This window comes from Myxococcus sp. CA051A, assembly GCF_013336705.1.
GTDB lineage: Bacteria > Myxococcota > Myxococcia > Myxococcales > Myxococcaceae > Myxococcus > Myxococcus llanfairpwllgwyngyllgogerychwyrndrobwllllantysiliogogogochensis.
In genome coordinates this window covers 22,327-44,109 of sequence record NZ_JABUMS010000014.1, presented here as the reverse complement: position 1 = coordinate 44,109, position 21,783 = coordinate 22,327, and the positions used below count along the sequence as shown (strand labels likewise).

General features: G+C 69.6%; 10 protein-coding genes. 8 read left to right on the top strand and 2 right to left on the bottom strand.

Annotation, left to right across the window (positions count from 1 at the left end):
• The first annotated feature begins 274 nt into the window (after positions 1-274).
• The 8 genes from HUA74_RS32925 (at position 275) to HUA74_RS46070 (ending at position 18,565) form a co-directional block, all read left to right on the top strand.
• Complete coding sequence (locus HUA74_RS32925; protein WP_174457707.1) at positions 275-1,093, top strand: hypothetical protein; 819 nt, start codon at positions 275-277, stop codon at positions 1,091-1,093.
• A 164-nt stretch (positions 1,094-1,257) separates the two neighbouring features.
• Complete coding sequence (locus tag HUA74_RS32920) at positions 1,258-5,229, top strand: annexin (protein WP_174457706.1); 3,972 nt, start codon at positions 1,258-1,260, stop codon at positions 5,227-5,229.
• A gap of 21 nt (positions 5,230-5,250) precedes the next feature.
• Positions 5,251-6,210 (top strand): hypothetical protein, encoded by a 960-nt coding sequence (locus HUA74_RS32915; protein ID WP_174457705.1) that lies wholly within the window; start codon positions 5,251-5,253, stop codon positions 6,208-6,210.
• Between the two features lie 59 nt (positions 6,211-6,269).
• Entirely contained in the window at positions 6,270-6,752 is a 483-nt protein-coding gene (locus HUA74_RS32910; RefSeq protein WP_141641400.1) for a GNAT family N-acetyltransferase, read from the top strand.
• A 75-nt stretch (positions 6,753-6,827) separates the two neighbouring features.
• Positions 6,828-8,285, top strand: a complete 1,458-nt coding sequence (locus HUA74_RS32905) for a serine/threonine-protein kinase (RefSeq protein WP_174457704.1) — start codon at positions 6,828-6,830, stop codon at positions 8,283-8,285.
• Between the two features lie 307 nt (positions 8,286-8,592).
• On the top strand, positions 8,593-14,568 hold the full coding sequence (locus HUA74_RS32900; protein ID WP_174457703.1) for an alpha-2-macroglobulin: 5,976 nt from the start codon (positions 8,593-8,595) through the stop codon (positions 14,566-14,568).
• The gene (pbpC, locus tag HUA74_RS32895) at positions 14,565-16,877 is read left to right on the top strand and encodes a penicillin-binding protein 1C (protein WP_217443624.1); all 2,313 of its coding nucleotides are present in this window, start codon (positions 14,565-14,567) and stop codon (positions 16,875-16,877) included. The genes HUA74_RS32900 and pbpC overlap by 4 nt, the downstream gene beginning before the upstream one ends.
• A 47-nt stretch (positions 16,878-16,924) precedes the next feature.
• The gene (locus HUA74_RS46070) at positions 16,925-18,565 is read left to right on the top strand and encodes a hypothetical protein (RefSeq protein ID WP_254625348.1); all 1,641 of its coding nucleotides are present in this window, start codon (positions 16,925-16,927) and stop codon (positions 18,563-18,565) included.
• Between the two features lie 2 nt (positions 18,566-18,567).
• On the opposite strand, the gene HUA74_RS32885 is transcribed toward HUA74_RS46070, so the two are convergent.
• Together HUA74_RS32885 and HUA74_RS32880 are read right to left on the bottom strand one after the other, a co-directional pair.
• Positions 18,568-20,706 carry a catalase gene (locus HUA74_RS32885; RefSeq protein ID WP_174457702.1) on the bottom strand — a complete coding sequence of 713 codons (2,139 nt, stop codon included), beginning with the start codon at positions 20,704-20,706 and terminating at the stop codon, positions 18,568-18,570.
• Positions 20,707-20,951: 245 nt separating this feature from the next.
• On the bottom strand, positions 20,952-21,620 hold the full coding sequence (locus tag HUA74_RS32880; protein ID WP_174457701.1) for an SRPBCC family protein: 669 nt from the start codon (positions 21,618-21,620) through the stop codon (positions 20,952-20,954).
• Positions 21,621-21,783: the final 163 nt, after the last annotated feature.

The window sequence follows — 21,783 nt, the reverse complement described above, 5'->3', positions numbered from 1 at the left end:
CGTTGTGACGGGCGCCTTGTAGAGTGTTCAAAAAGATGAATCCACGGATTACTCAACCAAAAGATAAAATCGATGGAACACTGTTAATTCTGAGTCTCCAGGCGGGGTGGGTCCGCACCCGGTGGGGCGATATTGATTGGCTCGTTTTCTCAGGGAGGGAGAGAAACAGGACGACAGTCGTTGATGGAGGAATGAAGTATTCGTGGAATTATTGCTTGTGATTGCGCTCGGGTCGGCTTGGCTCGGGCGAATGGGCCGGGCTAGCGTCACGGTCATGCTCCTCGTCACGCAGGGCCGTGAGCCGCGCAGGCAGTTGCTTCTCCAGCCCGCTCCCGGGTCGAAGCAGGTCGTCTCCGCCATCCACGCCTCGTCTGTCACGGTGGAGACGGGCGGCACGACGCGGCGCGCGCCGCCAGCGCCCTCCACGCGGATGACCTTCATCATCCACGTCCAGTCGGTCTCCCCGGAGGGGGACACGCGCTATGACTTCACGCTCGACGCGGTGGACCTGCTCGTCCACCCCGGCACGTCCGAGCAGCACGTGGACGAGGTCCGCAAGAGCCTGGCGTTCCTCCCGGGCCTCACCGGTGCGGGCCTGTCCGGACGGCGGGGCAACACCCTGGACCTGAAGCTGCCCGCCCACCTGGAGCCCGAGCGCCGCAGGGAGCTACAGGACCTGGCCAAGGCGCTCCAGTTCGTGGGCAACCCCTTCCCCCAGGAAGCCATTGGCCTGGGCGCGCGGTGGGATCAGCCGCTGTATGGCAGTGGCCCCGTGGGGACGCAGGGCACCGGCAGCTTCGAACTCTTTTCATTGGAGGGAAGCCGGGCGGGGACGCGCTTCCTCATCCAGCAGACGTCGAAGAACCAGCCCGTGCCGGCCGAATACCAGACGCGCTCGGACAGCTCCGAGCGGATGATGATCCGCTCACAGACCAAGGGGGAGACCGTCTTCCGCTTGGACAGACTCTGGCCCGCGAGCAGTGAGATGGAAATGCGCGTCCAGGCAGACCTGTCCTCGGAGAAGGAGGACCCGCCCCGTCGACTCAAGGTCATCACCGACGTGAAGGTGCGCCTGGAGGAGAAGGACCACTGAAGGGGACGTGGGACGTCTTGCTTTGGCGACCCGCCTTCCTGCCTCACACAACTCCTCGCATCGAATCTCGGATAATCTCTTTCGAGTGACGAGTGGACCCGCATTGCGGGCTGGACTCGTGTAGGTCCATGTCCGCCGTGGCGGACTTTCGCGGAGTCGGGGGCATGCGAGTCAACGAGGGCGGTTCCACTCGAGCCACGGGTACAGGGGATTCAGGCGCTTCGAGCGCGGCGGCGGAAGCCGAGCGGGCCGCTCGCGCGGCGCAGCTCGCGGCGGAAGCAGCGGCCCGTGCGGCGGCGGAAGCGGCCCGGGCCCAAGCCGCGCAGGCGGCCCAGGCGCAGGCCCGCGCGGAAGCCGCGGCCAAACAGGCGCAGGAAGCGCTGAGGCAGGCGCAGGCGGCGCTCGCGGAGGCGAAGAAGAAGAACGCGCCCAAGGCCGAGCTGACCCGCGCGGAGCAGGCCGTGAAGCAGGCCACGACGTTCGCCCAGCAGGCGGCGACGTCGGCCCGCAATGCGGGCAACCGGGCCACCAACGCCAGCTCCTTCGTCCCGGCCAATACCACCCAGGTTCCGGCGCAACGCCAGACGCCCGCGGGCCCTCCGGGCGTCACGCCGGGCTACACCCGCGAGCAGGCGGCCAAGGACGCCACGGAGCTGTACCGCGCGACGAAGGGTGGCCTCACCGGCTGGGGCACGGACGAGGCCGCCATCTTCAAGACGTTGGACAAGCGCACGCCGGGGGACATCGCGCTCATCCGCCAGTCCTTCCGGGAGCACTACAAGGAGCACCTGGACCTGGTCCTGCGCGACGAGCTGAGCGGTGACGAACTCACCCGCGTCAACAACATCCTGTCCGGCAACAAGGGCAACGCGGGCGCGGCGGCCATCCAGGAGCAGACGGGCTTCTTCGGGGACAAGGACGCCATCGTCAACACGCTGCGCGACGCCAGCCCCACGGAGCGTCAGTCCATCGCCCGCTCCTTCCAGCAGATGTACGGCAAGGACCATCCGAACATCCGGGCCTCCACGCCCGAGGAGTTCATGAAGCAGGCGCTGGGGCCGCGCCTGGATGACGCCCAGCGCACGCAGCTCAACAGCCTGCTGGACACCACCCGCGCCACCACGCCGGAGCAGGTGACGCAACTGGAGGCGGGCGCGGCGCGCTCCAAGGTGCATGACGCGCTCCAGGGCTTCTTCGGCGCGGACAGCGACAAGGTCTTCGACACGCTGAAGAACCTGCCCCCGGAGCAGAAGAAGGTCCTGCTCGCGGACGCGGCGCTCCAGGCGGAGCTTCAGAAGAAGTTGTCGAAGGAGGACTACACCCGCGCCCGCGGGCTGATGGAGGACAACCCGGCCGCCGCCAGCGCCGCGCAAATCAACAGCGCGACGCAGGGCTGGTTCGGCGCGGACGAGAGCGCCATCCTCGACGTGCTGAAGAACACGAAGCCGGAGGACATGTCCGCCCTCAAGGCGGAGTTCCAGAAGCAGACGGGCCGCTCGCTGGAGTCCGAGGTCCGGGGCTGGGGAGGCGCGGACACGCAGGTGGGCCTGCGCTACCTCAACCCGCCCGCGGCCGATGACAAGCTGGGCCAGGCGCAGGCGGCGGCCGAGCAGCTCCACCGGGCCATGGACGGCGTGGGCACGGACGAGGCGGCGCTGCGCGAGGTGCTGGGCAACAAGTCCAAGGCGCAAATCAATGACATCACCGCCGCGTACCGCGACCTCTACAAGCGGGACTTGCGCTCGGACCTGACGTCGGAGCTGGGCGGGCGCGACAAGTTCGAGATTGTCGACCAGATGTATGACCTGGGGGCCATCGACCCCAAGGCGCCGGATGCGGCGAAGCAGCAAGTGGACCGCCTGCGGGCGCAGCAGCAGTTCGAGCAGAGCGGCGGCCTGGGCATCATCGACACCATCCAGAACGTCACCAAGGGCGAGTCGGACTCGGAGCGCCTGGAGCGCAACCTGACGGCGGCGGAGACGGCCATCGCCACGGGCGACACGTCCGCGGCGCAGCGGCGCACCACGTACGCCACGGACGACGTGAAGGACCTGCAGGAGACGAAGGACAGCACCGCGGACATGGCGGCCACGGCGGCCGTCGCGGTGGTGACGACGGCGGCGGTGGTGGCCACCGGTGGCGCGGCGACGCCGCTGGCCATCGCGGGCTACGCGGCGCTGGGCGCCACGACGCGCGTGGCGACGCAGGCGTACTTCAAGGGCGACTCGCTGGGCATGGACGGGGTCGCCCAGCAGGCGGTGGTGGGCGCCGTGGAGGGCGGCACCGCCGTCATCCCCCTGCCCAAGGGCCTGGGCGGCGCGGGCGCCACGGCGGCCACGGAGACCGTCGAACAGGTCGCGAAGCAGACGGTGGGCCAGCGGCTGCGCAGCACGGCCATTCAGGGCGCGTGGGAGGGCGGCGTCGGCGGTGCGCTGGGCGGCGCGACAGACCAGTCCCTCCAGAGCGAGACGTGGAAGAACGGCCTGCTGCCGGGCCTCCAGCAGGTGGGCCAGCGCGCGGTGGTGGACGGCACGGTGGGCACCGTGTTCGGCGCCGGCGGCGGCGTGGCCATGGACGGCGTGATGCAGGGCGCCGCCCGCCTGACGGCTCCGCGCGAGGTGCCGGTGCTGACGAACCCGGCGCTGGACGGCGGCACCGTGCACGTGCGCTACGGCGACGGGCGGGTGCGAATCGAGGCGGGGCCGGACGCCACGCCCGCGCAAATCCAGGCGCACATGGAGACGGCCCGCACGCTCCAGAAGTACGAGGGGCCGCTGGGGCAGGTCCGCCAGCTCAAGGACCGGGTGAATCAGGCACTCACCGGGCAGCCGGGCTACGGCACCCAGGGCTTCGAGTCCCAGCTCGAGGTGAAGAAGCTCAACACCATCATCAAGGACCTGGAGGGAGTGCAGCAGCGCATCGACACGCGGCTGCAGAAGCTCAACGGCGGCGGCGAGGTGCCCACGGCGGCGCAGCGCGAGGTGATGGAGCGCGAAATCGCGGACCTGCGCGCGCAGCTCGACACCCACGCCGCGCAGGTGGGCTCGCTGGCCCCGGCGCGCGGCTATGTCGCGGCGGAGCAGCTCAGCAAGGGGAAGACGGAGGCGCTCAATCGCGGCTACCCCACGACGGAGGCCGAGGGGCTGCCGAAGGACCACTTCTGGGTGGAGAACGAGAACGGCCAGCTCTACCTGCAGCGCAACTCGGTGGAGAGCGGGCCCCGGAAGCTGTACGAGCCGTCCGGCAAGGAGGCCGAGGGCATCTTCGGGGAGTTCACCGACGCGCCCACCGGCTACATCGAGCCCAAGTTCCCCGCCAACGTCACGCGCCAGGAGGCGTTCGACGCCCTGGGCGGCAACAACCCGAAGTCGCCGTTCGGCGCCTGGGTGAAGTCGCTGGAGGCCGAGGGGCTCATCAAGGACAAGCAGGAGCTGGTCAATCTGCTGCGCGAGTCGCCCGGGGGCCTGTCGTTCGGCACCGTGCGCCACGAGCTGAAGGACAAGTACACCGACCAGCTCCTCACGCGGATGACGGACCCGGCCCGGCTGCGCGCCACGCCCGCCTACGCGGAGGCGCTCAAGGTCACCAAGAGTCCCGAGCAGGCGCTGGTGGCCGCAAGCCACACGGAGATGCTGCGCATCACCCGGGAGCTGGGCCCCGCGGACAAGGGCGCGCTCGCCCAGCGCTGGTACCAGTCCACGTTCGAGAGCACCCGCCACGGCGCCACGGAGGTCACCGTCAGCAAGCAGGCCGCGGCCGACCTCGGCGTCAGCTTCACGGCCAACCGCCGCATCGACGTGCTGGAGCCGGGCACGGTGCGCGAGCTGAAGAACGTCTCCACGAAGTTCGGTGAGCGCGAGCAGGAGCAGTTGATGGACCTGGTCAAGCTCTACGGCAAGACGCTCGACGGGACGGACACGCCCATCGAACAGGTGGTGGAGACCTTCGTGGACCCCCGGGGCGTGGTGGCCAACTCCAAGTTCCTGCACGACATGTTCGACGGCTCCGGCGGCCAGTACCTCAAGGTGGAGGTCTTCAAGGCCGACGGGACGTCGCTGATGATTGATGCCAACAACCGGGGTATCCTCAACCAGAGTCAGGCGGAGCTCGAGAAGACCCTCGGCATCACGAGGTAGCGGGGGCCAGGAGGTCGCGGGGTGACGGAGACGGAGATGAAGCTGGGGCTGTCGGGTCCTGACCTGCCAGTCCTGGTGCGGGCCATGGTCAGCCGACTCCTTCCGAAGACGTCCCCGAGCGCGCTCTCGGTGGACTTCACGGACCAGTCGCCCGGCGCGGACTGGCTGGAGACGCGCATGCTGAATGCCCGGCGGCGCGCGAAGGCCGTCTGGGCGGGCGACTCCTGGAACTTCCTCCTCGTCGAGTCCCCCGTGGCCCTCGTCGCGGGGTCGCATGAGAGGGACGCGCGGCAGGTGCTCGCGGAGCTGGCGCCGCTGCCCTTCTTCCTGGCGTCGTTCGCCAGCCTGTTTTCGGACTGGAAGGTCGACGGCAAGGCGTACGCCGCGCCCATCCTGGATGACCTGCACTACCCGCACGGCTGGGGCTGTGCGTTCCGCGGCCAGGGTCACGCGCGGCTGGTGTCTCGCCGCTGGCTGGAGTTCGGACCGTGGCGCCTGTTGAAGGGGCCGGACGACGTCTCCCTGGTCCAGTTCCATGACCTGGAGGCGGACTCCGCCACGGCGCTCGCGGAGGCGAAGCCGGGCCATGCGCGCATGGGAGCCAACGCGGAGGGCGGCATCATCCGGTCCGGGTACAAGCGCAAGCACACGTTCGACGGCTTCTATGAGCCGAAGGACAAGCTGCTGCGCATGGTCATCCACGGCCGCGACGTGTCCGCCAGCGAGATGCTGGACGCGTGCTCGCTGCGTCTGGACGGCGCGGTGGGGCCCGGGCAGCCGCTGACGCGCGTGGCGTATGTCTTCATGGAGCCGGAGCGGGCGCGCGCGCACCTGCACGAGCTGTGGCTGCGCGAGCTGGAGTGCTGGACGATTGAAATGGGCAAGGAGGTCCGGCTGGACAAGGACTACCGCCCGACACCGGTGAAGCCCGACTGGGTGAAGGTCGTGGAGGCCCGGGAAGCGGGCGCGACGAAGCGCTGAGTCCGGCGTGCCGCATTCCGGGCTTGCGTGGCGGCTGCGGGCTGGGAAACATGTTTCGCATGACCCAGCAAGCGGTGTCTCCCGCCGTGTCCGGTGTGTATGTGGTTCATCGCCAGGACGGTTTCGTCATCTCCGACGACTCCGCCCGCCTCGACGTGGACGTGGTGCATGGCTACCTGACGCGCTCGTACTGGAGCCCGGGTATTTCTCGTGCGCTGGTGGAGAAGGGGATTCGTCACTCGATGGTCTTCGGCCTGTATGGCGCGGACGGCGCGCAGGTGGGTTACGCGCGTGTCGTCACGGACCGGATGTCGTTCGCCTATCTCTGTGACGTGTTCATCCTGGAGACGCAGCAGGGCAAGGGCCTGGGCAAGTGGCTGATGGAGGTCGTCTTCGCCCATCCGGACCTCCAGGGGCTGCGGCGCTTCCTGCTGGCTACGCGAGATGCCCACGGACTGTATGCCCAGTATGGCTTCACGCCCCTGAAGAGCCCGGACCGGTTCATGGAGCGGCATGACCCGGACGTGTACAGCCGGACGTAGCGGGATTCGGTTGGCCCATGGTTCGCATTCGTCCCGGAGGGCTCCGTAGACTGGAGCCCTCGCGGGAGGTGCGGCGTGGAGCGTGTCCGGTCTCAGTCAGGGCTTCGTGAAGAGGACGCGGGCGCGGCGTGTGTGGTGTGTGACGCCATGCTGGAAGGTGCTCGTTGCGCCCATTGCGGCGCGGCCGTGGCGCCGGGCGGATATCGCGTCCTGCGGCTCATCTCGCAGTCTCCGCATGGTCGCGTGTACCTGGCCGTGGATGGGCAGGGGGCGCGTGTCGCGCTCAAGGAGCTGCTGTTCGCGCTGGTGCCCGGGGTGGAGCAACTCGACGCCTTCGAGCGGGAGGCCACGGTGCTGCGCTCGCTGGAGCACCCGGACATTCCGCGCTTCGTCGCGAGCTTCAAGGAGGGCAGCGGTGTGGGGACACGCCTCTACCTCGCGCAGGAGCTACTCGAAGGGGAGACGCTGCTCGAGCGCCTCACGCGCCGTCGATTGGACGAGGCGGAGGCGTGGACGTTGGCGGAGCAGGTGCTTCAGACGCTCTCGGCCCTGCATCGGCGCACGCCCGCGCTGGTGCATCGCGACGTGAAGCCGGCGAATCTCATCCTCCGGCCGGATGGACGCGTGGCGCTGGTGGACTTCGGCGCGGCCCGTCACCTGTCGCGCGACGTGACACATGGGTCCACGCTGGTGGGGACGTTCGGGTACATGCCGCCCGAGCAGCTTGGTGGCACGGTGGAGCCGTCCAGCGACCTCTACGCGCTGGGGGCGACGCTGGTCCATGCCCTCAGTGGACGCGAGCCCGCGGACCTCGTCGACGAGGGACTGGTGCTGTCGTTCGAGCAGCACCTCCAGGTCTCCGAGCCGCTCCGTGTCTTCTTGAGCAGGCTGCTCGCGCCGAAGCGCTCGGCGCGGTTCTCCTCGGCGGTGGAGGCGCTCTCCGCGCTGCGGGCGTCGGTCGAGGCACTGACGGTCGAGCCCTCGTCTCCAGTCGTGCTGACGTCCCCGAACGCGGGAGCGAAGGCCCCAGCCCAAGGACTGGAGCGGAGTGAGGAACGTCCAGGCGGAGAGGCTGCGGCATTGGCCGATGCGGGAGGCCCGGTAGGCGAAGCGTCTTCCAGCCCGGCACAGGCCGCGCGGGGAGGGCCCATCGGAGATCCGGTCCCATCCGTTGATGGCGCTTCGACAGGCGGCGCCGTGCACCCCGGTGGGGAGTCCGCCGACGTTGCTCGGGCGCTCCCTGCCTCCCTCTCTGAAGCGGAGGCGACACGCGAGGACACGGGGCCCCCGCGTCTCTCAGCGCGTCGGCGGAAGCTGCGCTGGGCCTTCGCCGCCCTGTCCGCGACGGCCCTGGTGCTGGGCGTGCTTCGCCTCGTGATGGCCCCGGGTGGCAGCGCGGTGATGGTCACCGACTCACCCGACTGGGGGCGCCCGACCCAGGCCCCGCCGCCCGCCCAACCCGCGATGCCTTCAGGGGCGGGCAACCACCGCAACTTCCGCACGCCCTGGTCGGGAGAGTCCGGCTCGCGCTGAACGGGTCGAAGGCATGCGCCTGCCCTGCTCAATCGGGCTGCCGCCGCATGGCACCAGTCGCCAGGTCGAGCCGCCTTGCGAGCCCATGCGGCGCGCGGCCCTCCCTCCTGAGTCATTTTCGTCTCGGGTGAGCGGTCAGCCAGCCGCGCGTGGGGGGTGACTCGCGGCTCCTCGCGCACGGGACGCGCGGTCCTCGGTACACAGCCCCCCTGTTTCAGTTTCACCCGGCCGCCGTGCTTACATCGCGCCGCGCTGGCCCCGTGCTTGCTCTCTCGCTGAGCTGGCTCCCGCCGCCGCACGACACCCCATGTCCTCAAACGAATCCGAACCCACCCCGCCGAGACCTCGGCTCGCTCGCCGCATCTTCGGTGAGCTTCGCTGGACGCCTCCCACCTGGGCCGCCGTGCTGGGCCACGCCCTCGCCCGTTTCGCGCGCGCCGTGTTCGGCTGGGTCCGCCGCAATCCCAAGCGCATCGCGCTGTCGGTCGTCGCCCTGGGGCTGCTCGTCGTCGCGGCGGATGCCGGCTATCGCTGGTATCAGAGCCGGCCTCAGCCGGTGCGCTACTCGCTCAGCGCCACGTCTCCCTCGTTGACGCCGCTCGACGACGGCACGCCTCGGTGGGACTCGGTGCACGTGCGGTTCACCGGCTCGGTGGCCCCGCTGGAAGCCATCGGCAAGCCGGTGACGGCGGGCATCACCCTCAAGCCCGAGCATCCTGGAACGTGGCGCTGGTCGAATGACCGGACGCTCTCCTTCGTTCCGGGTGCCGACTGGGGCGTGGGTCAGGAGTACCGCGTCACGCTGGACCGCTCGCTCTTCCCCGAGCACATCCTGCTCGAGTCCTACGAGACGCTGTTCCGCTCGGAGCCCTTCACCGCGTCCATCAACAGCCTGGAGTTCTACGAGGACCCGCGCAATCCGAAGGAGAAGCGCGTGGTGGCCACGGTGGCCTTCTCGCACCCGGTGGACCCGGCTTCGCTCGTGCGCAACCTCTCGCTGCGCTTCGACGTGCCCAAGGAGGGGCTGCTGGGCTCACGTCCCCAAGAGCACAAGTTCAACGTCACCTACGACAAGCTGAAGGGACAGGCCTACCTCCAGTCGGACCTCATCCCCATCCCCGACAAGGAGGCCACCATGGTGTTGCGGATGGCGTCCGGCGTCCAGGCCGCGCGGGGAGGCAAGGGGACCGAAGGGATACAGGAGCGGCAGGTCACCATCCCCGGCATGTTCAGCTACTTCCGCGTGTCGGGCACCCACGTGTCGCTCGTGCGCAATGACCGCTACGAGCCCGAGCAGGTGCTCATCGTCAATCTGACGACGGGCGTCACCGAGGAGGAGCTGCGAAAGAACCTCCAGGTCTGGGTGCTGCCCAAGGACAGGCCGGCCACCGCGGACGAGGCCGCGCGCACCAACCATTCCTGGAGCGATGCGCGGCTCATCGGCGACGAGCTGCTCGCGAAGGCGGAGAAGCTGGCGCTGGACCCGGTGCCCGCGGACAAGGAGCACGCCACGCTGCACAGCTTCCGCATCCGCGCGGACGTAGGCCGCTACCTCTACATCCGGCTCAAGAAGGGCACCCGCTCCGCCGGCGGCTACGTGCTGGCCGAGGAGTTCAACAGCACCGAGTCCGTGCCTCGCTTCCCCGAGGAGGTGAGCATCCTCCACGAGGGCGCGCTGCTCAGCCTCGCGGGTGAGAAGAAGGTCACCGTCCTCTCACGCGACGTCCAGGCGCTGCGCTTCCAGTTGGGCCGCGTGCTGCCGGACCAGCTCAACCACCTGGTGAGTCAGACAGAGGGCCGCTTCGCGCACCCCAGCTTCAGCAACTACCGCTTCGACGAGCAGAACATCACCGAGAGCTTCTCCGTGGTGCGCCCGCTGGAAGGCGTGGGCCGGGGCAAGGCGCAGTACGCCGCGTTCGATTTGACGGAGTACCTCACCCCCGCGAACAACCCTTCGGCCCGGCGGGGCCTGTTCTTCTTCAAGGTGCAGAGCTGGGACGCCGCGCACAATCGGACGACGGGCAAGGAGGACTCACGGCTCCTGCTGGTGACGGACCTGGGTCTGGTGGTGAAGGACAGCGCGGATGGCTCGCATGACCTCTTCGTGCAGTCGCTCGGCGCGGGGCTCCCTGCCGAAGGCGTCACGGTGAGCGTGCTGGGCAAGAACGGCCTGCCGGTGCTCAGCGCGACCACCGATGCGGACGGCCACGTGGCCTTCCCCAAGCTGACCGACTTCACGCGCGAGCAGACGCCCATCGCCTATCTGGCGCGCAAGGGTGAGGACTTCGCCTTCCTTCCCTTCAATCGCTCGGACCGGCAGCTCAACTTCAGCCGCTTCGACGTGGGCGGCATGACGAGCGGCACCACGCCGGAGCGCCTGACGGCCTTCCTCTTCTCGGACCGGGGCCTGTACCGACCCGGCGACACCTTCCACGTCGCCATGGTGGTGAAGCCCTCCGACTGGAGCCAGCCGCCCACGGGCGTGCCGCTGGAGGCCTCCGTCACGGACCCTCGCGGCCTGGAGGTGCACAAGCAGAAGCTCTCCCTCTCCGCCACCGGACTGGAGTCGCTCCAGTACACGACGGAGGAGACGTCTCCCACGGGCCACTACGCGGTGAACCTGTACGTGGTGAAGGATGGACTGCGAGGCAGCCTGCTCGGCTCGACGCAGGTGCGCGTGGAGGAGTTCCTCCCGGATCGGATGCGCATCACCACGCGCTTCGAAACCGACCGGCTCGAAGGCTGGGTGCCGCCCCAGGGGCTCAAGGGCCGGGTGACACTGAAGAACCTCTTCGGCATCGCCGCGGCGGACCGGCGAGTGTCCGCGGAGCTGTCTTTCAGCCCTGCGTATCCCGGCTTCCGTCAGTACCCGGGCTACACCTTCCATGACCCGATGATGGCGACGCGCAGCTTCAGCGAGCGCCTGGAGGACTCCACCACCAACGACGAGGGCGAGGTGGAGCTGGAGCTGGGCCTGGAGAAGTTCGAGAAGGCCACGTGGCGTGTGTCGCTGCTCGCGGAGGGCTATGAGGCCGAGGGCGGGCGAGGCGTGTCCTCGGAGGCCTCCGTGCTGGTGTCGCCCCTGCCGTACCTCGTCGGCTTCAAGCCGGATGGTGGGCTGACATACCTGAGCCAGGGTTCGGCGCGCTCGGTGGACTTCATCGCGGTGGACCCGACGCTGAAGAAGAAGGCCGTGCAGGGGCTCAAGGCGGAGCTCGTCGAGCGGCGCTGGGTGTCCGTCCTCACGCAGCAGCCCAATGGCACTTACGCCTACCAGTCCGCGCGGCGGGACACCGTGCTGCGCACGCGGGAGCTGACCATCAGTGAGTCTGGCTTCAAGTACGCGCTGTCCACGGAGCAGCCGGGCGACTTCGTGGTGGTGGTGAAGGACGGGGAGGGCACGGAGCTCAGCCGCGTGGACTACACGGTGGCGGGGCACGCCAACCTCACGCGCACGCTGGAGAAGAACGCGGAGCTGGAGGTGAAGCTCTCCCGTCAGGACTACGCGCCGGGGGATGAAATCGAGCTGAACATCAAGGCGCCGTACACCGGCGCGGGCCTCATCACCCTGGAGCGCGAGCGCGTCCACGCCTGGGTCTGGTTCAAGGCGGACGCCACCAGCACCGTGCAGAAGATTCGCCTCCCGCCGGGCCTGGAGGGCAACGGGTACGTCAACGTCACCTTCGTGCGCGCCATGGACTCGCAGGAAATCTTCATGAGTCCGCTGAGCTACGGCGTGGTGCCGTTCTCCGTGAGCAAGGACAGCCGCGTCCTGCAGGTGACGCTGACCAGCGCGGAGAAGGGGCGTCCGGGAGAGCCCTACCGCATCCGCTACAAGGGCAACCGGCCGGGCCGCGCCGTCGTGTACGCGGTGGACGAGGGCATCCTCCAGGTGGCGAGCTATTCGACGCCGGACCCGCTGGCGCACTTCTTCAAGAAGCGCGCGCTGGAGGTGCGCACGGGTCAGATTCTGGACCTGCTCTTGCCAGAGTTCTCCGTGTCGAAGGCCGTGTCCTCCATGGGTGGCGACGACGAGGGCATGGCGGCCATCGGCAAGAACCTCAACCCCTTCAAGCGCAAGCGGGACAAGCCGGTGGCGTACTGGTCCGGCGTCGTCGACATCGACGAGACGGAGCGCGAGCTCGTCTACCCCGTGCCGGACAGCTTCAACGGGGAGCTGCGGGTGATGGCGGTCGCCGTGGGCCAGGAGTCCGTGGGCGCTTCCACGCGCCGCGCCGTCATCCGGGGCCCCTTCGTCATCACCCCCAGCGTGCCCACCTTCGTCGCCCCCGGGGACGAGTTCAACGTGGGCGTGGCGGTGGCCAACAGCGTGGAGGGCGCCGGCAAGGGGAGCGAGGTGACGCTGGAGCTGAAGGCCTCCGAGCACCTGGAAGTGCTGGACGAGGCCCGGCGCACGCTGAAAATCGATGAGGGCCGAGAGGGGAGCACCACCTTCCGGGTGCGCGCGAAGTCCGTCCTCGGCTCGGGGACGCTGACCTTCACCTCGTCGCTGGGCAAGGAGAAGGGGCGGCAGTCCGTGGACCTGAGCGTCCGTCCGGCCGTGCCCTACCTGACGTCCGTGAAGGGCGGCTATGTGAAGGACGGCGAGGCGGACCTCGCGGTGCCCCGGAAGATGCACGGCGCCTTCCGCACGCTGGAGGTGAGCGCGTCCCCCATGCCGCTGGGCCTGGCGCGCGGCCTGTCCGCGTACCTGGAGAAGTACCCCTACGGTTGCACCGAGCAGCTCGTCAGCCGCGCCTTCCCGGCGGTGACGTTGAAGGGACGCCGCGAACTCTTGGGCCAGGGGCCGCAGGTGGCCGATGCCAGCTTCGCCGCCGCGCTCCACACGCTGCGCACCCGGCAGAACGACGAGGGCGCCTTCGGCTTGTGGGCCGCCAACTCGTATGCGCCCGTGCTGCCGAGCATCTACGCACTGCACTTCCTCACCGAGGCGAAGGAGCGCGGCTTCGCGGTACCCGTCGACATGATGAATCGGGGCCTCACGTGGCTGGGCACGCTGGCGGAGCGAGAGCCGCAGGACCTCACCCAGGCGCGCAACGTGGCCTATGCGCAGTACGTGCTCACCCGCAACGGCAAGGTGCAGGGCTCGGCGGTGAATGTCCTGCGCGAGTGGCTTGAAGCGAACGCCGCGGAGACGTGGCCGGTGGACCTGACGGCGGCGTATGTCGGCGCCACGTACAAGCTGCTCAAGCAGGAGAAGGAGGCCACACGCGCGATGAAGAAGGTGCTCATCGGCGCTCCCCAGGAGAACGACTACGCGGCGCTCTACGACGGGCTCGTCTACGACGCGCAGGTGCTCTACCTGATATCGCGCCACTTCCCCGAGCGGCTCCCCAGCATCACCGGGGCGATGCTGGTGTCGCTGGCGAAGCCGCTCGGAGAGGAGCGCTTCAACACGCTGTCCTCCGCGTACGCCATCCTCGGCCTGGAGGCCTACGCGAAGGCGCTGGGTGAGCAGGGCACTCCGTCGCGCGCGGGCGTGGCCCTGCTGGAGAAGGTGGCGGACACCTTGCGTCCGCTGACGGTGCCAGAGGGACTCTTCCCCAAGGTCGCCTTCTCCGAGCAGGCCACCTCCGTCCGGGTGAAGAGCGGGGCGAGCGCGCCGCTGTTCTTCCAGGTGACGCAGGCGGGCTACGACGCGCAGGTGCCCACGGCGCCCATCATCGAGAAGCTGGAGGTGCAGCGCGAGCTGAGGAGCCTGGACGGCAAGGTGGTGACGGACGTCCCGCTGGGCGGCGAGGTGGAGGTGCACCTCAAGCTTCGCGGGCTGCAGGGCAACACGTCGCACATCGCCATCACCGACCTGTTGCCAGGAGGCTTCGAGGTGGTGCTGGAGCGGCCCGCGCCTCCCGAGCCCGAGCCCGAACCCGAGGCCGAGCCCGAGTCGGAGTCGGAGGGCGACTCCGAATATGGCGAGGGTGACAGCTCCTCCGAAGGGGACGAGTCCTACGAGGGCGGCGGGTCCGAGGACGAGTCGCAGGACAACTCCTACCGGGAGCCGGAGCCCGCGCCCGTGGCCGGAGGGTGGCTGCCGCCGGTGGGCAGCGACCGCTCCAGCTTCAGCCCCGAGTATGTGGACGTGCGCGAGGACCGAGTGGTGCTCTACGGCACGGCGGGCACCACCGTCACGGAGTTCATCTACCGCATCAAGGCGACCAACGCCGGCCGCTTCGTGATGCCTCCGGCCTTCGCCGAGGGCATGTATGACCGGAGCGTCAAGGCTCGCTCGGTGGCGTCGCAGGTGACGGTGACGGCGCCGTGATTCGACGGGGGTGGCGCAAGCTGCTGGGGGTGGTGCTGGGGCTCGCGGCGCTGTACGTCGCGGTGCCCCGGCCGCCGCTGCGCGAGGGGCTGGGCTTCTCGCAGGCGGTGTTCGACCACGAAGGCCGGCTCTTGCGCCTCACCCTGTCGCCCGACGAGAAGTACCGGCTGTGGGTGCCGCTGGAGCGCATCCCCGCGACGCTCGTGGAAGCCACGCTGCTCCACGAGGACCAGCACTTCCGCTCGCACCCGGGCATCAACCCCGTGGCCCTGGGGCGCGCGGTGTGGAGTACGTACCTGTCGGGCGGGCGGCGCATGGGCGGCTCCACGCTCACCATGCAGCTTGCGCGCATCCGCTACGGCATCGAGTCGCGCACGCCCGGCGGCAAGGTCCTGCAGATGCTGCGGGCGCTGCAGTTGGAATGCACCTGGTCCAAGGACGAACTGCTGGAGGCGTACCTCAACCTGGCGCCCTATGGCCGCAACGTGGAGGGCGTGGGCGCGGCCAGCCTCGTGTACTTCGGCCGGGACGTGGCCCGGCTGACGCTGGGCGAGTCGCTCACCCTGGCTGTCATTCCGCAGAGCCCCGCGCGCAGGGACCCGGGTCGGGACTCGGGAGCGCTGACGGCCGCGCGGCTGCGCCTCTTCGAGCGCTGGCGGGTGGAGCACCCCGAGGACACGGAGCGCCGGCCGCTGCTGGCCCAGCCGCTCCCGGTGCACCAGCCGGAGGACCTGCCCTTCCTCGCGCCGCACTTCGTGGGCAGCGTGCTGCGGCGGGCCCCCGTGGGCGCGAGTCTGACGAGCACGTTGGATTTGCCCCTGCAACGGTTGCTGGAGCGCCACGTCCGGCAGTACGTGGAGCGCCGGCGCGACATGGGCATCCGCAACGCGGTGGCGATGCTGGTGGACTGGCGGTCGATGGAGGTGCGCGCGGCGGTGGGCTCGGCGGACTTCTTCGACGCGCGCATCGAGGGCCAGGTGGATGGCACGCACGCGAAGCGCTCGCCGGGCTCCGCGCTCAAGCCGTTCATCTACGGGCTGGCCTTCGACGAGGGACTGCTGCACCCACGCACCATGTTGAAGGACTCGCCGCTGGGCTTCCGGGGGTATGACCCGGAGAACTTCGACGGGGAGTTCGCGGGACCGCTCCCGGCGGTGGAGGCGCTGGTGCGCAGCCGCAACGTTCCGGCTGTGGCGCTGACGAAGCAGCTGCGCGCCCCGGGGCTGCATGGCTTCTTGCGCAAGGCCGGTGTGACGGACCTGCGCGACGAGCAGCACTATGGCCTCTCCCTGGCGCTGGGCTCCGCTGAAGTCACCATGGCGGAGCTGGTGGAGCTGTACGCGATGCTGGGCCATGGCGGCCACCTGCGCCCGCTGCGCTGGACGGTGGATGCTCCCGTGGAAGAGGGCGTGAAGCTGCTGAGCCCGGAGGCCAGCTTCCTGGTGCTGGAGTCCCTGGCCACGGCGAATCGGCCCTCACAGTCCTTTCGCTCGGAGTGGACGCGCGACACGGTACCCGTGGCGTGGAAGACGGGGACGTCCACCGGGTTCCGGGACGCGTGGAGCGTGGGCGTGGTGGGGCCTTATGTCGTGGCGGTATGGGTGGGGAACTTCGACGGGCAGCCCAACCCGGCCTTCGTGGGACAGACGGCCGCCGCGCCGCTGATGTTCGAGCTGGTGGACTCGGTGCGCTCGCGTGACGCGGATGTGCGCCGCGTGCTCCAGACGCCTCCAGAGGGCGTGAGCCGCGTGCGCGTGTGCGCGCTGTCCGGTGGGCTGCCGGGGCCGCACTGCTCGCGCAAGGTGGACACGTGGTTCATCCCGGGCACCTCGCCCATCCACACCTGTGACGTGCACCGCGAGGTGTGGGTGGACGCTCGCTCGGGGCTGAGGGCGTGTGGACCGGGGCCCTCCACCCGCGCGGAGGTGTTCGAGTTCTGGCCGTCGGACCTGCTGCGGCTGTTCCAGAAGGCGGGCCTGCCCAGGCGCGTGCCGCCACCGGAGGGCGAGGACTGTGGCCTGGAGCGCAGCGCCAGCACGGGCACCGCGCCGCGCATCACCACGCCCGAGGAAGGCGTGGACTACAACCTGCGGGCGTCGTCGGAGTCCTCGCGCGCGGTGCCGCTGTCGGCGGTGACGGACGCGGACGTGCGGCGGGTGTTCTGGTTCGTGGACGAGCAGCTGGTGGGCACGGCCTCGCGGGGTGAGCCACTTCAGTGGGACGCGAAACCAGGGACGTACGTGGTACGGGCGGTGGATGACCGGGGCCGCTCGGACGCGAGGACGTTGCGGGTTCGCGTCGTGCGCTGACCCAACGGGCGCGGGCCGGGCTATCCTCGGCGGGACGAGGAGTGGCCATGGCGAACGGACAGAGGCGGGGCGGTGGGCCCGGCCGGAGCGAGGAGACGCGCATCGCGCCCGAGGAGGATGAGGACGCGACGCGGGACATCCCGTCGTCCTACCGCCCGGAGGAGACGCGTCTGGCGCCCCCGGAGCCGCCCCATCCCGAGACGCGCATCGGCCCCCTCGACGCGCAGGAAGAAATCATCACCGACGTGCGCAAGGGCCAGTCCGCGGAGGCTCGCGGTGGCCGTGCCACGGGAGCGCGCCCCTCCGAGCCGCGCGCGGGTGGCCGAGGCCAGGAAGTCATTCAGACGGAGGCGCGAGGGGCGGGCCGGGGCCAGGAAGCCATCCTCACGGAGGCGCGTGGGGCGGGGCGGGGCCAGGAAGCCATTCAGACGGAAGCGCGAGGAGCAGGCCGGGGCCAGGAAGCCGAGGCGCGAGGGGCGGGGCGGGGCCAGGAGGTCATTCAGACGGAAGCGCGCGGGGCGGGCCGGGGCCAGGAGGTCATTCAGACGGAAGCGCGCGGGGCGGGCCGGGGCCAGGAAGCCATCCTCACGGAGGCACGCGCGGGAAGTCGGGCGCATGCGGGCGGTGCGTCGGAGTCGCGGGGGGGTCGAGGCCAGGAGTCCATTCTCACCGAAGCGCGAGGAACCGGCAGGGGCGCGGCAAGTGGAGCGTCGGACGCACGGGGCGGTGGCCGAGGCCAGGAGGCCATCCTCACCGAAGCGCGAGGCGCCGGGCGGAGCGCCACGGGCGCGCGCGGACGGGGACCCGAGGTCTCCGCTGCGGACGACGACGAGGACACCTCTGCCACGGGCGTGCATGGCGGCAGCGACGAGGAATACCAGCTCTTCACCACGGGCGAGGGTCGGGGCGACGATGCGCTGCCGCCCTTCGCCACCGAGATTCGAGGAAGTGGCTCCCCGGCGGCTCCCGCCACGGAGCTGCGCCCACCCGCGCCTCCGATGCTCAGGGCCTCGCCGTCAAAGCCACCCCCCGCCGCGAAGGCAACGGGCTGGCTGTCGAAGGGGGGCGAAAAGCCGCCCTCACAGGGCCTCACGGCGGGCGTGGTGCGCCTCAGTCCGCTGGAACCCGCCGCTGGCAAGGTGGTCGCCGCCGCGGAGGAGGGCCCCGCGCTGCGGACGATGTTCGCCAACCACTCCGCCCTGCTCGCGGAGCAGCTGCGCGATGCCCTGGCGAAGAAGATGTATGGGCGCGGGCCGCATCGCGTGCTGCGCATCGACGACCCCGAGGGCCCGAGCACCGCGGGCGGCAAGCTGGCCCGCCAGTCCATCTCCCTGGTTCCGCGCAAGGGCTCCGGCCCGTCCGTCGTGTGCGGCTGGGTGGACGTGTCGAAGCGCGAGGCCCAGCTGCGCAGCTTCGAGGGCGTGGCGAAGCGCTACGAGTCCCACCACGGCGAGCCCCTGGAGCTTGCGCCCGAGGAGTACGAGCGCTTCCTCCATGACGTGGAGGACGTGCTCGTCAAGGCGGTCATGAAGGTCCGCCTCATCGTCCCCGAGGAGCAGGCCAGCGCGGGACAGGCGGCGATGGCCGTGAAGGCCCAGTCGCGAGGCGGCGTCCCCATGATTCTGGTGCTGCTCCTCATGGGGGCGGCCTTCGCGCTGGGCCTCTTCGTGGGACGCACGCCCGGCTGACGCTACGCCGGGGGCGGCGCCTCGCGCACCCAGTGCCGGTGCGCGGCGATGGCCTTGGCGAACATCTGCCCGAAGCCTCGCGTCTCGTTCCTGGCGCTGCGCACGACGCCCATCGAGTCATCCAGCCCCTTGGCCATGGGCTGCGACAAACCCGCCGCGTCCAGCAGCGTGGTGGCCGCGCCGGACAGCGCCAGCGCCTTGCAGTGGACGTAGGCCTCGCGCACGAAGTCCACCGCGAGCGGCAGCTTCTTCAGCGCCGTCACGCTCTTGTCTCCGCCGGGGACATAGACGGCGTCGAAGAGCACGGACGACGTGTTCTGGAACGTCTTCACCGGCGTCTCCTTGCTCCCGTCCGCGCTGGAGACCGGGGCGAGCGTGGGGCCCACGATTTCGACCAGGGCGCCCAGCCCCTCCAGCGTCTTGCGCACCTGGGACAGCTCCTTGCCCGCGAAGCCATCCGCGACGAGCACCGCCACCTTGCGCGTCTTGATGGAGTCGTGCGGCGTGTTCTCCATGCTGAGCGCCGGGGACGCCTTCAGCCTGGGCGCGGGCTTGCCCGCCGACGCGTCCGAGGCCTTGGGTGGCTTCGGCGGGGCGACACCCACCGCGCGAGCCACCCGCTCGGCCATCTGCCGGTCGATGTTCACCAGAATCTGGTTCACCACGCGCTCGCGAATCTCCGCGCGCTCCACCTTGCTCACCTCGAACTCGACCGCGGAGATGAGGTGCTCGCGCTCCGGCTTCGACAGGCTGTTGAAGAAGAGCGTGGCCTGGCTGAAGTGGTCCCCGAAGCTGCCGCTGCGCGCGCGAATCTTGTGCCCCTCCACGCGCTCCTGCCGGTGGACGAAGGCCGACTTGGGGTCGGCCAGCATCGGGCAGCCGCCGCCCAGGGAGTTGGGGTGGTAGTTGGCCCGGCTGGTGTTGATGGTCTGCCGGCCGAAGCCATCCTGCTGGTGGTTGTTCACCGGGCAGACGGGCTTGTTGATGGGCAGCTCCGCGAAGTTGGGACCGCCCAGGCGCGTCAACTGCGTGTCCAGGTAGGAGAAGATTCGCGCCTGGAGCAGCGGGTCATTGGTGAAGTCGATGCCCGGGACGATGTTGGCCACGCAGAAGGCCACCTGCTCCGTCTCCGCGAAGAAGTTGTCCGGGTTGCGGTCCAGCACCAGCTTGCCGACCTTCTGCACGGGCACCAGCTCCTCGGGCAGGAGCTTCGTCGCGTCCAGCAGGTCAAAGCCATACTTCAGCTCGTCGCCTTCCGGAACCAGCTGGATGCCCAGCTCGTACTCGGGGAAGTTCCCCTGCTCAATCGCATCCCACAAGTCTCGGCGGTGGAAATCCGGGTCCTTGCCGGACACCTTCTGCGCCTCGTCCCAGACGAGCGAGTGCGTGCCCAGCACGGGCTTCCAATGGAACTTCACCAGCGTGGCCTTGCCCTTGGCGTTGACCAGCCGGTAGGTGTGGACGCCAAAGCCTTCCATGTGCCGGAAGCTGCGCGGAATGGCCCGGTCCGACATGAGCCACATCACCATGTGCGCCGTCTCCGGGACCAACGAGACGAAGTCCCACAGCGAGTCGTGCGCCGAGGACGCCTGCGGAATCTCGTTGTGCGGCTCCGGCTTCACCGAGTGGACGAAGTCGGGGAACTTGATGCCGTCCTGGATGAAGAAGACGGGCATGTTGTTGCCCACCAGGTCGTAGTTGCCCTCGGGCGTGTAGAACTTGGTGGCGAAGCCGCGCACGTCGCGCACGGTGTCCGCCGAGCCGCGTGAGCCTCCCACGGTGGAGAAGCGCACGAAGACGGGCGTGCGCAGGCTGGGGTCGGTGAGGAAGCGCGCCTGAGTGTAGCGCTCCAGGGATTCGTAGACCTGGAAGTAGCCATGGGCGCCCGCGCCGCGCGCGTGGACGGCGCGCTCGGGGATTCGCTCGTGGTCGAAGCGGGTCATCTTCTCGCGGAAGTGGAAGTCCTCCAGGAGCGTGGGGCCGCGCAGGCCCGCCTTCAGCGAGTTGTCCGTGTCCGAGATGCGGATGCCCTGGTCCGTCGTCAGCACCGTGTCTTCCTGGCGTGCGCGGTATGCCTCCAGTTGCTCGTTCTTGCTGGGGGGCGGAGGGTTCGGCTTCGACGGAGTCTTGCGCGGCGGCATGAGGGCTCCCAGGGGAAGGAAACGCGCCGGGAACTGGCGCGCTCGCGGTCTACGCCCGCCGTCGTGTGCCAGGGAAAGAGAGGCTCCATCGAAGGGCGCGAGCGTTCACCACCCGCCAGGTCGGGTCCTCGGAGGTGTCAGCGGTCGACACTGCATGCGGCCCACGCGAAGACGCCCCCGCGCGTGGACCCGGGGGGACCACGACACAGGGGCGTCGGGAAGACGGCCGTCGTGCTGGGTGGCGACTACGGCGTGGGCTGCGCGACGACGGGCTGCGTGCCCGCGGCGGCGGCCTCGGCGGCGGCGGCGAGCTCGGCGGCGGCCTTCTCCGCCTCCGCCTTCGCGGCGGCCACGCGCGCGGCCTCGGCCTCGGCGCGCTTCTTCGTCTCCGCCTCCACCACCGTCTTGAGATTCGCGAAGCCTGACTCGAAGTCCTTGCCCACCATCGCGTCCATGTCCATGACCATGCACATCGCCTTGGCGATGAAGCCGTTGGTGCCCGTCATGCTCCAGACGACCTCGGTGCCGCCCTCCACGGGCTTGAAGGCGAAGGTGGTGATGCTGGTGGCGGCGAAGGGCTTGATGAACTCCAGCTTGATGCGGGCCAGTTCGTTGAGCTTGCTCTCCTCGATGGTCATCCGACCCTCGCCCACGTCGTCATTGCCCGTCCACCCATAGATGGCGCCAACGCCCGACGCCGCGCCGGAGTGCGTCCGCGTCATGTTCGGGTCCAACCGCTCCCACGGAGACCACGCGGCCCACAGGTGGAAGTCATTCACCTGCGCGAAGACGATGTCCGGGCTCGCCGGCAGCGTCGCCGTGCGCTGCACGGTGAACTCCGAGGGGCGCGTGGCGATGATGCCCGCCAGGATGAGCAGCAGGGCGGCGAGGCCAATGAGAATCTTCTTGAGCATGGGGTGTGGAGTCCTTGTTCGGGGGCGGCCAGCAGGGCGCCTGACCGGTGGCGCGTCATAGAGGCTGCGGGCCATCCGACACAAGGCACCCCATGTCAAAGGCAGGACCTCCCAGGTTTCATCGGAGGTGAAATGAAACGGGGCCCGACGCGCATGCACTGCG